The 14,004-nt window shown below is 52.1% G+C and carries 10 protein-coding genes; 6 read left to right on the top strand and 4 right to left on the bottom strand.

The window, feature by feature from the left end; genetic code table 11:
- Window positions 1-42: 42 nt before the first annotated feature.
- On the bottom strand, window positions 43-459 hold the full coding sequence (locus AEST_RS06335) for a YccF domain-containing protein (protein ID WP_008607867.1): 417 nt from the start codon (window positions 457-459) through the stop codon (window positions 43-45).
- A 308-nt stretch (window positions 460-767) separates the two neighbouring features.
- On the opposite strand from AEST_RS06335, the gene AEST_RS06340 reads away from it, so the two are divergent.
- The 3 genes from AEST_RS06340 to AEST_RS06350 are packed head-to-tail and all read left to right on the top strand — an operon-like array spanning window position 768 to window position 5,418.
- The gene (locus AEST_RS06340; protein ID WP_008607869.1) at window positions 768-1,310 is read left to right on the top strand and encodes a TetR/AcrR family transcriptional regulator; all 543 of its coding nucleotides are present in this window, start codon (window positions 768-770) and stop codon (window positions 1,308-1,310) included.
- Complete coding sequence (locus AEST_RS06345) at window positions 1,307-2,359, top strand: efflux RND transporter periplasmic adaptor subunit (RefSeq protein WP_008607870.1); 1,053 nt, start codon at window positions 1,307-1,309, stop codon at window positions 2,357-2,359. The genes AEST_RS06340 and AEST_RS06345 overlap by 4 nt, the downstream gene beginning before the upstream one ends.
- 11 nt (window positions 2,360-2,370) lie before the next feature.
- Window positions 2,371-5,418: an efflux RND transporter permease subunit gene (locus tag AEST_RS06350; protein ID WP_008607871.1), complete on the top strand. Its 3,048-nt coding sequence runs from the start codon at window positions 2,371-2,373 to the stop codon at window positions 5,416-5,418.
- A gap of 96 nt (window positions 5,419-5,514) precedes the next feature.
- Here the strand turns inward: AEST_RS06350 and AEST_RS06355 are convergent, their stop codons facing one another.
- From AEST_RS06355 to ppnP, 3 genes are all read right to left on the bottom strand, one after another.
- On the bottom strand, window positions 5,515-5,829 hold the full coding sequence (locus tag AEST_RS06355; RefSeq protein ID WP_008607872.1) for a TraR/DksA family transcriptional regulator: 315 nt from the start codon (window positions 5,827-5,829) through the stop codon (window positions 5,515-5,517).
- A 118-nt stretch (window positions 5,830-5,947) separates the two neighbouring features.
- Entirely contained in the window at window positions 5,948-7,753 is a 1,806-nt protein-coding gene (locus tag AEST_RS06360; protein ID WP_083840396.1) for an ABCB family ABC transporter ATP-binding protein/permease, read from the bottom strand.
- 20 nt (window positions 7,754-7,773) lie between these two features.
- Window positions 7,774-8,055, bottom strand: coding sequence for a pyrimidine/purine nucleoside phosphorylase (ppnP, locus tag AEST_RS06365; protein WP_008607874.1), 282 nt, complete (start codon window positions 8,053-8,055; stop codon window positions 7,774-7,776).
- Between the two features lie 242 nt (window positions 8,056-8,297).
- Between ppnP and AEST_RS06370 the strand changes: the two genes are divergently transcribed.
- The 3 genes from AEST_RS06370 (at window position 8,298) to ltrA (ending at window position 13,893) form a co-directional block, all read left to right on the top strand.
- Complete coding sequence (locus tag AEST_RS06370; RefSeq protein ID WP_008607876.1) at window positions 8,298-11,408, top strand: ExeM/NucH family extracellular endonuclease; 3,111 nt, start codon at window positions 8,298-8,300, stop codon at window positions 11,406-11,408.
- 20 nt (window positions 11,409-11,428) lie between these two features.
- On the top strand, window positions 11,429-11,989 hold the full coding sequence (locus AEST_RS06375) for a hypothetical protein (RefSeq protein ID WP_008607878.1): 561 nt from the start codon (window positions 11,429-11,431) through the stop codon (window positions 11,987-11,989).
- A 554-nt stretch (window positions 11,990-12,543) separates the two neighbouring features.
- The gene (gene ltrA / locus AEST_RS06380) at window positions 12,544-13,893 is read left to right on the top strand and encodes a group II intron reverse transcriptase/maturase (protein ID WP_238534566.1); all 1,350 of its coding nucleotides are present in this window, start codon (window positions 12,544-12,546) and stop codon (window positions 13,891-13,893) included.
- Window positions 13,894-14,004: the final 111 nt, after the last annotated feature.

Genomic DNA, 14,004 nt, shown 5'->3' on the forward strand with positions numbered 1-14,004 from the left:
GATACTCAGATGCTGCTTCTACGCCCCGGCCTGGTTCCGGGATCAGACCAGACGCTGCTTATTAATCACCGTTTTGCCAATGGGTGCTACTGCCAGGCCGGCCAGTTTCAGATGCTGCAGACCAAAGGGGATACCAATGATTGTGATAAAGCAGACAATAGCATGGAACAAATGGCCAATTGCCAGCCAGATACCAAACAGCACAAACCAGATAATATTCCCCATAGTACCAAGGGCACCAGTGCCGATGTCGTCCGCCTTATTCAGATAGCGGCGGTTGATGGTGTCCTGACCAAAAGGCCAGAATGCCAGTTCACCCATCACAAAGCAGGCGCGGCCAAATGGAATACCGATAATACTGATAAAACAAATCAGCCCAATCAGCCACCAAGCCAGCCCCATCACAAAGCCGCCTAGAATAAACCAGAAGATATTAAAAACTAACCGAAGCACGCCCATCATCCAATCCTTCTTTTTCTGTGTGTAACGCTAAATCCGCACGCTGACAGCCGCTATCTGCCAGCAGTGATTTTATTCCCTGCTATACTTGCCAATAGTATGCCAATATTTAATGCATTGTTTTTATTGGTTTTAATTTTTTGCTTTCCAAGCCTATAGCGAGAATAACTAAAATATAGTCATTTTTCAGCCGGCTTATTGCAGTTTAAGCCAGTTATTCTATAATAATTTACTGTACCAACCAGTCGGTTTTTTCGGGTGGCCTGCCAGGCCGTAATCTCAGCCCGGCGGAACACAGGAGTAGCATATTGAGCAAAAAGGCCCAGATCACCGTCAGCCAGATTATCCAGGCCGCGCTTAGCGTTGCAGCAGATAAAGGCGCCGGCAAAGTTACTCTGGACGCTGTTGCCAAAGCGGCAGGCGTCAGTAAGGGGGGCTTGATCTATCACTTTCCAAGCAAGGAGGCACTGATCAGCGCCATGGTGCAGCATTTACTGGATGAGGCCGATTGCCGGCGCGAGCAACAGACGCAACTGGAGCAATCGACGCTGGCTGCGTTGCTGCAAACCCGAGCTTCCTTTACCCGGCAAATTGCCGGCAATACTGCTATGGCCATTTTGGCCGCTGCGGCTGAGCAACCAGCCTTACTTAAACCGGTACAGCAACACAATATTGTGATGTTGCAGCAAGTGCTGGCCGAGCATCAGCAATCACCTCAGGCCTTGTTATTGTTTTTAGCCAGCGAAGCCCTGGTTTTTCATGATTTACTGCATATTTCGCCCTTCACTGAGCAGGAGCGAATCGATTTGGAACAATTATTAGTGCAACAGGCACGGGAGCTGCAAGCATGAAATTGACACTGAAATCATCATGGTGGATTGCCAGTTTAGTCGTCGGGCTAAGTGCCTGCTCGGACGCACCACAGCAGGCAACAGTGGCGGTGCCAACGGTGAAACTTTATACCGTTAATGGCGAAGATCAGGCCAGTAGCCGGCATTTTGTCGGGCGTATTGATGCGGTAAGTACAGTGGATCTGGCGTTTCAGGTTGGCGGCAGAGTAACAGAGCTACCCGTGCAGCAAGGTCAGGTGGTTCCGGCAGGGGAATTGCTGGCCGCGCTGGACCCAGCAGATTACCGGTTAGCAGTGGAACAAGCCGAAGTGCAGTTGGCGCAGGCCAGCCGTGATTTAGAGCGGGGCAAGCCGTTGCGTGAGCAGGGGATTTTAACACCGTCTGCTTTTGATCAGTTACAAACCAATTTTGAGATTGCCCGGGTCGCGCTGGAAAATGCCCGGCGTAATCTGGACTATACCCAACTGAAAGCGCCCTTCGATGCGCTGGTAACCCGGCGTATTGTCGAGCGCTTTGCTACCGTAGCCGCCGGCACGCCGTTATTAAGAGTGCAAAATATTACCGAGCTGCGGGTACATATCAATGTGCCGGAGCAGATTATGCGCCAGGTGCGGGATACCAGTGATTATCTGGTTTCGGTGCGCTTGTCAGAGTCTGCCACTGAGCGCTATCCCCTGGCCTACCGCGAGCACGCAACCGAAGTTGATCCGCTGACCCAAACCTATCAGGTGTCTTTTGCCATGCCACGTTTGCCGGATGTGAATTTATTACCTGGTATGACCGTCAACGTCGTCACGGAAAAAGTGGCGGCGAACAGTGCGGTACTGATCCCGGTATCGGCGCTGGATACTGCCACACCGGACCAATTCTATGTCTGGCGCTATCAGGCCCAGACGCAAAGCGTGCAGCGGGTACCGGTGCAGGTGGGTAGTATTCGTGAGCAGCAGGTGGAGATAATCAGTGGTTTAAGCCGTGGCGAGCAGGTGGTGTCAGCCGGGATCTATCAGCTGCAACCTGAGCAGCAAGTTCAGCCCTTTGTAGCCTATTAAGGAGCGGTCTGATGCGGATTGCCAGTTATGCAATAGAAAAGCAAATCAATACCTGGTTATTGATTATGCTGTGTTTTTTAGGCGGTTTATGGGCGCTGGTCAGTATTGGCAGGTTGGAAGATCCGGCCTTTACGCTGAAAGAAGCGGTGATAATGACCTACTACCCCGGAGCGACGGCGGTAGAGGTGGAGGAAGAAGTGACAGAGCTGCTGGAGTCCGGCATTCAGCAGTTATCGCAGTTAAAACGTATTACCTCCAAGTCGATGCCTGGTAAATCGGAGATCCGGGTACAAATTCAGGATAAATACGATGGCAGTCAGATGCCGCAAATTTGGGATGAGCTCAGACGCAAGGTCAATGACGCCAGTATGCGCTTACCCGCTGGGGTGATGAAACCGATCGTCAATGACGACTTTGGCGACGTGTTCGGCATCTTTTATGCGGTAACCGCCGAGGGCTTTTCGGATCGCGAAATCCGTGAGCTGGCCACCTTTTTACGCCGCGAAATGTTAACGGTTAACGGCGTCGCTAAGGTGCAAACAGCCGGTGAGCCGGAAGAGCAAATCAGCGTTGAAATTTCGCAGGAACGCTTACTGGGCATCGGCTTGCCGCTGCAGCTGGTGGTCAATACCTTGCAAACCGAGAATGCCGTAGCGGCCGCAGGTTCGGTGCAGGTCGGCGATAAAAGGGTACGGCTGATCAGCAAGCCGGGCTTAGACTCCATCAGAGCCATTGAGAATCTGCGTATCGGCAAACCTGGTTCTACTGAACAACTGAGTATCTTTGATGTCGCTACGGTAAGCCGTGGCGAGGTAGAGGTGCCGACACAGTTGATCCGCTTCAATGGCCAGCCGGCATTTACGCTGGCTATTTCCGGTCTGACGGACGCCAATATTGTCGATGTCGGCAAAGCGGTCGACCGGCATCTGGCCAGTCTTGCAGAGCGGATCCCATTAGGGGTTACCCTACATCCGATTTATCAGCAACATCTGGTAGTCGATAACGCCATTAACGACTTTATCGTCAATCTGGTGCTGTCCGTAGTGATCGTGATAGCGGTGCTATGTCTGACCATGGGTTGGCGTGTTGGCTTGGTCGTTGGCGGTACCCTGTTGCTGACGGTATTGGGCACGGTATTTTTTATGAAGCTAGCCCATATCGAGATGGAGCGGATTTCGCTTGGTGCCCTGATCATTGCGATGGGGATGCTGGTTGACAATGCGATTGTTGTCGCCGAAACCATGCTGATTAATATGCAGCGCGGCCAGAGTTCACGCCAGGCTGCCGGCGAAGCAGCCAGTCGGACCCAGATCCCGTTATTGGGAGCGACGGTGATCGGTATCATGGCCTTTGCCGGTATCGGCCTGTCGCCGGACAGCACCGGTGAATTCTTATTCTCGTTATTCGCGGTGATTGCTATTTCGCTGCTGCTCAGCTGGGTGCTGGCCATCAGTGTCACGCCGTTACTGGCGCATTACCTGTTTAAAGTCAGCGCTGACAGTGCCAATCAGGACCCTTATGCAGGTCAGTTCTACCAGCGTTATGCCGGCTTATTGCGCCTGGCACTACGCCAGCGGGCGCTAACTCTGGGTGGTCTAGCGCTGTTAACCCTGGTTAGTGTGATCGGTTTTGGTCAGGTTAAGCAGGTGTTCTTCCCGGCCTCTAACACCCCCATCTTTTATCTGAATTACTTTTTGCCGCAAGGTTCGGATATCCGGGCGACCTCACGCGATCTGGCAGAGATTGAACGCTTTGTCATGGCGCAGCCTGAGGTGGAATCGGTCAGTAGCTTTATTGGTTCGGGCGCCAGTCGCTTTATGCTGACCTATGCACCGGAGCAACCGAATGCGGCCTATGGTCAGTTGATTATCCGTACCGCACACCGCGATCAGATCCCACCGCTGATGCAGCGGCTACGCACTGAACTGCCGCCGCGCTTACCACAGGCTGAAATCTACACCCAGCAACTGATGTTCGGCCCGGGCAGTGGTGCCAAGCTGCAGGCCAGGGTATCAGGGCCGGATGAGCGTATTTTGCGCCAGTTGGGGCAGCAAATTACCGAGCTGATGCGCCAGGATGCCAGTATTACCGATTTACGGCAAAACTGGCGGCAGCGTGAGCTGGTGATCGTTCCGGATTTTAACGAGGAGCGGGCACGGGTCGCGGGCATTAACCGTACTGATTTGGCGCAAACGCTGGAGTTTGCCAGCACCGGGGTGCGCAGCGGTGTCTTCCGTGAACATGATAAGCAAATCCCGATCGTGGTCAGACCGCCGGCCTCGGAGCGCTTTGATATCGACCGCCTGCATGATCGGATGATCTGGAGTTCCAGCGACAATACCTATATTCCGATCACGCAGGTGATTAATGGGCTGCAAACGCAAACCGAAGAGGCAAAAATTCAGCGCCGTGACCGTTTAAGAACCTTGACCGTCGAAGCGGAGCCGGCACTGGGTTATACCGCTGACCAGGCGTTAAAGCGTATTAAAGCAAAGGTTGAGGCCTTGCCACTACCCAGCGGCTATCAGCTTAGTTGGGGCGGTGAGTATGAAAGCTCAGCTGAGGCGCAGCAGTCGTTGGCGGCGCAGTTACCGCTAAGCTTTATCGTGATGCTGGTGATCAGTATTCTGCTGTTTGGCTCGCTAAAGCAACCGCTGGTGATTTGGCTGATTGTGCCGATGTCGATCTGCGGCGTGGCGGCAGGCCTGCTGGCATCCGGCTTACCCTTTGGTTTTACCGCGCTGCTGGGGTTCCTCAGTTTATCGGGTATGCTGATGAAAAATGCCATTGTGCTGGTTGATGAAATTGATCTGCAAAGCGCGCAAAAAACTGACAAGCTGCAAGCCATTATCGAAGCCAGTACCAGCCGGATCCGGCCGGTAATCCTGGCTGCGCTCACGACTATTCTGGGGATGTTACCGCTGTTGTGGGATGCCTTCTTTAATAGTATGGCGGTGACCATAATGGCCGGCCTGGCTTTTGCGACCGTCCTGACACTGATTGCGGTACCGGTATTGTACGCCCTGGTATTCAGAGTCAAAGCGCAGCAGCAGAGCTGAACAGTAAAACAGCCGGCCGCGATAGTGCGGCCGGCTGGTGTGTGTGGACGGTGTGACAACAGCGCGTTGCAACGCTAGAGTAGCGCTAAGACAGCGCTATTTAGCGCATTTAATACAACGCTCAGTAAAGGGGATAATATTCAGGCGTTCTACGTTGATATTGTCACCACAACGGGCACACTGATCATAGGTACCCTGTTCGATACGCGCCAGGGCGCGTTCAATTTGCTGCAGCTCTAACCGATCCTTTTGTTCCAGCGCATTGAGGACTTCCTCGTTTTCACGCTCCTGCGCCTGTTCACTAAAATCAGCGCTGCGGCCCATGGCAAAATCACGTTCAATTGCAGCGACCTGACGTTCCAGTTCTAATTTACGGCTAAGTAAGCGGCGTTTTAGCTCTTGAAATGGCATCTGCGGCTCCTGTTTGCTGTGCTACCCGCCTTAACTGTAGCAGACTGCAGTTGGCCTACAGTTGATCTGGCGCACAAAAATTGTGCAATCGCCGTCGGCGAGCTGTCGGTCAGGCTAACTATTCCGACTGCTGTTCAGCCTGCTGGCGCCACATTCTGGCGTAACTGCCGTTAGCGGCCAGCAGCTGTTGATGATTCCCTTGCTCAATCAACTGACCATGCTGTAACACCAGAATTTGGTCGGCATCGGTTACGGTAGATAAGCGGTGCGCAATCACTAAACTGGTATGTTGTTTCGCCACTTCGCGCATCGCACTGAGGATCGCTTGCTCTGATTGTGAGTCCAGTGACGAGGTGGCCTCATCAAAGATCAGGATCGGCGAGCCTTTCAGGATGGCTCGGGCAATCGCAATACGCTGCTTCTCCCCCCCGGATACTTTTAAACCGCGTTCACCAACCTGCGTTTGATCGCGTTGCGGTAAGCTGTTAATAAAGTCCCGCAGGTGCGCCAGGTCAATGGCGCGTTCGATCTCGGCGGCACTGGCATCTGGGTTGGCATAGGCAATGTTTTCGCGAATGCTGCTATTAAACAGCACCGTATCCTGCGGAACTATCGCAATAGCCCGGCGCAGTGAGTCCAGAGTCAGCTGCCGGATATCCTGGCCATCGACCAGAATTTGTCCGCTGTCCAGCTCATAAAAACGGTACAACAGGCGGGCAATGGTACTTTTACCGGCACCAGAGGCGCCAACGATTGCGACCTTACTGCCACTTGGTACCTGAAAACTCAGTTGTTGTAAAATCGGCCGCTCTGCCTGATAGCGAAAACTGACCTGCTGAAAGCTGATTGCCGCTGCCTGCAGCTGCAAGGGCCGGGCATCTGGCGCATCGACGATTGCTGGCTTGCGGGTAAGCAGTCCGAGCATATTTTCCAAATCGGTCAGAGCCCTGCGGATCTCGCGATAGACAAACCCCAGGAAATTCAGCGGCAAAAACAACTGAATTAAATAGGCATTTAACATCACCAACTCGCCCAGACTCAGCTGCGCGTTGACCACATCGCGGGCTGCCAGATACATCAAAGCAGTGACTGCCAGTGCAATAAGCAGTGCCTGCCCCGAGTTTAATAGCAGTAAACTAAGACGGTTCTTTAAACGCGCCTGCTCCCAGCTGGCTAAAAAGCCGTCATAAATTTGGGCTTCATGCTGTTCATTATTAAAGTATTTAACCGTTTCATAGTTCAGCAGGCTGTCGACGGCGCGACTATTGGTGGTGTTATCGGCCTGATTGGCTTCGCGGATAAACTTATTGCGCCACTCCGTGACATAGACGGTAAAGAAGATATAGAGCGCAACCGCGACCACGGTAATCAACGCATACAGCGGAGAGAACAACAGGCTGAAAATGACCGCCACCGCCAGGATCTCCAGCAGGGTCGGTACTATATTAAACATTAAAAAGCGCATCAGAAAACTGAGGCCATTGGTACCACGTTCGATATCGCGGCTAATGCCACCGGTTTGCCGATCCAGATGGAAGCTGAGTTCCAATTGATGTAAATGCTGAAATACCTTTAAACCCAGTTGCCGCATCGCATGTTCGGTGACCCGGCCGAACAGGGCATCGCGTAGCTCACCGAAAAATACCGTGGCAAAACGCAGACCACCGTACAACAGGATCAGCGCCAGTGGCAGCACTAACAGCGCCTGGCGGCCGGAGTCCAGCGCATCGACAATTTCTTTTAACGCAAAGGGCACCAGCAGGGTTGCCGCTTTAGTGGCAATCAGACAAAGCAACGCCAGCAACACCCGGCCTTTAAATGCCATTAAATAAGGCCAGAGGGTTTGCACACTCTGGCCTAATGACATGGCATAGCTACGTTTTTGTGGTTCAGGTTGTTTGGCCGCGCTGCGCATGCCCCGCATAATTCACTCGTTCAGACTGCTTACTGATAGGTGCAAAGGTAAGCGGTATCGCGGGCGACTTGCAACTGAAACTTTGCATTAGCCGGCACCTGAAAAGATTGACCGCGGGAAAAGGTTTGCCAGCTGTCGCTACCGGGTAATTTTACCGTCAGCTCGCCGCTGATCACTGTCATCACCTCGTGCTGGCTGGTACCAAATTCATAGTTTCCCGCTGCCATTACGCCCACAGTTGCTGGTAATTGTTCTCCCTGAAAGGCGATAGACGCGACCTGACCGTCGAAATACTGATTTACTTTAAACATCTGGATGTCCTGTTATGGTTGAAAACAGCAGTAAAGCGGAAAAATTCATCCAATGCCAGTATTTTAGGTGTAAAGACGTCTAAAAATGGTTTTAACATGAATTTACGTTATCTGATGAAGTGTTAATGAAATTGTCATTTAGTTGCAGTAGTCTAGTTTCCCGTTTTGCCGTCGGGAACAGGTCTGTATCGTAAGTAGGTACTGACTAAGCGCATAACGCCTAACTTTGGAATCGACAAAAGATGAGAATAATAATAATCCTGCTCAGTGTGTTACTGATGCAGAGCGCACTCGCGCAGCAACCTATCGCCTATTGGGCACAAAATAACAACACTTTGCCAAGCGGCGGAGCCTTTAATCCGGCCTCATTTCCGCAGTCAGCTGATGAAGGGCAGGGACAGCTATCTCTGCTTAACTTCGATCAATCGCTGGTGGCAAATGGCAGTTATCAGTATTTACAGTCCTTTGCTGGCTCGACCATCAACTCTCTCAGTGGTTATGCGGCAGGTGGCTCGCTATCTATCCAGGGTGGTAACAACCTGAGTAATAATGGTGCAAGTATTCTGATAAAGGTCAGTAGCACGGGTTTGGCCAATCTCAACATTAGTTGGGCGCAGCAAGCTACTGCAACGGGCTTTAACAGTCGCGCCTTGTCCTGGTCAGTTGATGGTGAAAATTACCAGCTTGTTGCGACTGATACTAACAGCGGCGCTATGGCGATGACGCTACGGCAGTTCGATTTATCGGACGTTAGCGAGCTGAACGACCAGGCTGAGGTGTTTTTTAAAATTACCCTGACAGGCGCGACTAACGCTACCGGCAATAACCGCTTTGACAATATTTTGATTAGCGGCAGCCTGATTGCCGACGCTGACCGCATTACAGTATACAACCGTGATTTTGCCACTAACCCCTTTGAAGCAGGTTGGACAGTAGTTAACCGCCAGGGGAGCACCAGCTGGAGCTGGGATAGCGGCTTCCGTAACGTGACGATCAGCGGCTTTGTGTCTGGTCAACCACAGTGTAATATCGCTGATAGCTGGTTGGTCTCTCCCGCCTTTAATCTGGATCAGCAAAGTGCTGAGCGGTTAAATTTCGATATTGCCCGCGGTTTTAACGGCGTTAATCCGTTGGAGGTGTATTACTCGGTATCCTATGACGGTTCGGGCGCGATTAATCCGGCGGACTGGCTATTACTGACCGAGATCAGTGGCGCAGACTTTACTCAGAATAACGTGCCAAAACGCTTTGGTGATTATGAGCAGTTTGCCAATTTAAGCGGGCAGTTGCATCTGGCTTATCGCTATCAGACGGAGGCTGTCGCCAATTGCAGCACCTGGCGCTTATCAAATCTGATCCTGACTGCCGATAATCCGTTACCGGCGCAAAACTTTGCCTGTTATAACCCGGCGCTGGCGATTCACCGTTTGCAGGGACAGGGCTTCCAGAGCCCGTTACAAGGCGCCCGCGTTCAGGTAGAGGCTGTGGTTACTGCGACTTTCATGGATACGGCGCCAGGTAGTCTGCGCGGTTTCTATCTGCAGGAGCCGGATTATCGTACTGACAACAATCCGCTAACCTCTGAGGGTGTCTTTGTTTATGCTGAAGGTACCGATCTGCAAGTGCAAGTTGGCGATCTGCTGCGGGTAGAAGGCACTGTTGCCGAGTACTTTGAAGAAACGCAGATCACAGCGTTAACTCAGTGGGCGAACTGTGGCACTAATCAATTATCATCGGTATCGGCATCCTCGATCACACTGCCATTTAATGATTTTATAGAGTTGGAATCTAAAGAAGGTATGTTACTGACAACCGCCACCGATCTGACGGTTTCTGATGTCTTTAACGCAGTCCGTTTTGGCGAAGTGACGCTGTCAAATGGCCGTTTATTTACCCCTACTCAGTTAGTATTACCGGGTGAGGCAGCACGGCAACTTTCGGCCGCTAATGCCCGTAACCGTTTGCTGTTGGAGAATGGCCGTACCGGTACTTTCCGCCAGCCATTTATTGTCGGCGAAGATGGTATCACTGAGGTTTCGGCAACTAACCCTATCCGCAATGGTTATACTTTAAAAGCGGGTTATCAGGGTATTCTCGGTTATGGCTTTAACGTCTACCGTTTACGCCCGGTCGGAACGCCGGTTTACGACAGCAGCAGTAATCCACGTACCGCAGCGCCGCAAACTGAGCGCGGTAATCTGCGGATTGCTAACTTTAACGTCGAGAACCTGTTTACTACCTTGAACGTCAGTGGTAACAGCTGTGGTCCTAATGCGTTAGCCTGTCGTGGTGCTACCACGGTATCTGAACTGGAGCGGCAACTGGCGAAAACTGTCTCTGCCTTACTGGCGATTGACGCCGATATGGTGGCCTTGATTGAGGTTGAAAACGACGCTGATGACAGCACGCTGCAGTTATTAGTTGAGCGCCTGAATCAGTTGGATCTGCGTGCCGACTGGGACTATGTGGCAACCGGCAGTGTTGGTACTGATGCTATTAAACCGGCCTTTATTTTCCGGCGGGGCAGCGTGGTACCGCAAGGCGCTTTCGCGGTGCTGGATGAGTCGGCAGATGCTGATTTTGATACCAGCAGACAGCGTCCGGCGCTGGCGCAGAGCTTTGTCACCGCAGAGGGCGCAGCCTTTACTGCGGTCGCCGTGCATTTACGTGCCAAGTCTTGTTCCAGCTCTGCCACTGGCGCTGATGCGGATTCCGGTGATGGTCAAAGCTGCTGGAATCAATGGCGTAGCCGCGCAGCAGCGGCGCTGGGCCGTTGGTTAACCACGGATCCGACCGGCATTGCCGACCCGGACTATGTGATTATGGGCGACTTTAATGCTTATGCTAAAGAAGATCCGATGCGCATTCTGGAGAATGCCGGTTTTGTGAATGTTGCCGTACTAAACGAAGAGCCTGAATATAGCTACACCTTTATGGGTGAGGCCGGTAGTCTGGATCATGCTATGGTCAGCAGCAGCTTGCTATCACAAGTAGTCGCCGCAGCGCCCTGGCATATCAATGCCGATGAAATCGTTAACTTTAACTACAGCGAAGCCAATCTGGCAAGCAACTTGCCGAAGCCAGCCAGTTTCTATAATGCGGATCCGTTCCGTACCTCGGATCATGACCCGCTGATTATTGAGCTGAATTTACAAAAGCCGGTCAAGCGTGGTGATCTGGACCAGAACGGTGTTGTTGATAGTCGGGATATCACTGTGTTCCAACAATTGTTGCGTCAGCCAGCCTTGCTGGGCGCGGAATATGATTTTAATGGTGACGGTGTTGTCAATCAGCTGGACGTCAGAAGTATGATGTTGTTGTGTGATTTACCTCGTTGCGCCATACCACAATAATTTGATAAGGAAAGAAAATAATGAAAGCAATGCTCTTAACGATAGTTTTATTTTTCAGTAGCTACAGTCATGCCGCTTTAGTTCAGCTGCATTCCGAGCGTAGTGTGTATCAACTGGGTGAAACCATCACGGTAACACTGAAAATTTCTGATTTTTCTGAAACACTTGGCGGTTTTACTGCAGAAATGCTGTATCCGAAGACACTGTTAACCCTATTGGGTTGGCAGTTTGGTACCGGTTTTGATGATGGGCTGGGGGACTATCCTTTTGATGATCACGATGCGGACGCCGGTGTGATCTTTGTGTCTAATTATGCCGATATTTGGGCTGACGAGAGCGTGCTGGCATCAAAGCAAGGTAACAGCTTCGTACTTGCTACCTTTAGCCTGTTAGCCAGCAGTGTTGGAGAGCTGTGGTTAGGCCTTACCCCTGCTCAGCTGAGTGTATTGAGTTTTGATAATCAATTTATCGATGTAACCGGCAGTGGTTTAGCTCTAACCATTAATCCGGCTCAGGTGCCAGCACCAGCGGCCTTACTGTTGATCCTGTCTGGTTTGCTGTTAATGCGTCGTCGCGCCTAATAGCGACATCTACCGGCAGCGGATCAGCTGCCGGGATATAAAGCATAAGGGGCCGCGATAGCAGGCTCCTTTTTTATTTAACAAAATTGCTGCCGCGAGCTCAGTTAACTTAATTGGCAGGGTGGTAAATAAAAAAGCCGGTCTGTTGACCGGCCTTTTTTATGTGCGCCCAGCATGGGCGCATTCTTGGAGGTGCAAGTCCTCCCATAAGCTGGCTACAGCGAATGAAGTGAAGCGCAACTGCAGAACGGCGACGGACTGTGGGGAGGAAGCGTGGAGCGAAACTGCGAGCCGATGAACAAGAATCGGATATGAGGCGTGACTGAGCAGGGCGAGCAGGCATAATTCTGCGAAGCTCTCGTAGCCAAAGCTCTGTGACGTAAATCCGGCGGTTGTGCAGTGAAGGAATGCGCTCTTACCTGGGGAGCTCTCGCCTTATGCCTGAAAGGGCGACGTAGTGATACGGAGCGAGAAGTCAGCAGAGGCCGTAGTAGTGGATAACACGAAGGGCCGAACGAGAAGGAGTGTGAAACGCGTTGTTGATGAATAACGTCATGCATCAGATGTCCAAAGTGTTGGAGCGAGGTTCGCGACAGCAAGGTGAAGCCTTGTTGGTGCCTACCCGTGATGAAACGGTACTCCCGCAACAACAGTTCAAACACACAGGGCAAGGCCTGCTTGAGCAGGCGTTTGCGCGAGAGAACATGCGCTTAGCGTGGCAACGCGTAAAAGCGAACAAAGGTAGCGCCGGAGTAGACGGGCTGACGATAGCGCAGACGGCAGAGCACCTTAAGGTGCAGTGGCCGGCTATCAAAGCGCAGCTACTAAACGGCAGTTATCGTCCACAACCGGTACGCCGGGTCGGTATCCCGAAGAGCGACGGCACCGAGCGCGAGCTGGGTGTTCCAACGGTGACGGACCGGCTTATCCAACAAGCGTTACTTCAGGTACTGCAACCGAAACTGGACCCGCAATTCAGTGAGCACAGTTATGGTTTCAGACCTGGCAGACGGGCCCAAAGCGCGGTATTAGCGGCTCAGCGCTATGTGCAGGAGGGTTATCAGATAGTCGTTGATGTTGACTTGTCAAAGTTCTTTGACCGGGTGAACCATGACATTCTGATGGACCGACTGAGCAAACGGCTGGATGATAAAGGCGTACTGCATCTTATCCGAGCCTATCTGAACGCCGGTATCATGGCTAATGGCGTGGTGATAACGCGCGAGGAAGGCACACCACAAGGTGGACCGCTCTCGCCGTTGTTGGCGAATGTGCTACTGGATGAGGTTGATAAAGCTTTAGCGCAACGCGGCTATCGGTTCGCCCGTTATGCGGACGACTGCAATGTATATGTTCGCAGTCAGAAAGCAGGAGAGCGGGTGATGGCGTGGCTGCGCAGGCTTTATGGGAAGCTGCGTTTGCAAGTGAATGAAAGCAAAAGCGCGGTAGGCAGTGTGTTTGGCCGAAAATTCTTAGGGTACAGCCTGTGGCGAACCCGAAGAGGCGAGGTTAAACGCGCGGTATCTGAAGCGGCACTGACGCGTTTCAAAACACGGGTAAAGCAGTTAACACGCCGCCAGACAGGGCGCAGTCTAAGTGAAGTGATTGCTGGGTTACGTTGCTATATGCTGGGATGGAAAGGTTATTTCGGGTTATCCCAAACGCCTTACATCTGGCAAAGGCTGGATGAATGGATAAGACATCGTCTGAGAGCTATTCAGCTAAAGCAGTGGCGGCATGGCAAGCGCGCGTATGAAATGGTACGCAAGCTTGGCGGCTCAGAAAGTGTCGCGAAGCGGATTGCCGGAAACTGCCGCAGCTGGTGGCGAAACAGTCAGATGTTACTCCATACGGTACTGACGATAAGCTACTTCGATAGGCAAGGACTGGTGCGACTCTCCTGACCTCAACTTCTCGAACCGCCCGGTGCGGACCCGCATGCCGGGTGGTGTGGCAGGGGTAGATCAGATAATATGATCTCCCCTATGCCGATTCAGCTTTGGCAGCTGAGATGG

This window comes from Alishewanella aestuarii B11 (assembly GCF_000280055.1).
GTDB lineage: Bacteria > Pseudomonadota > Gammaproteobacteria > Enterobacterales > Alteromonadaceae > Alishewanella > Alishewanella aestuarii.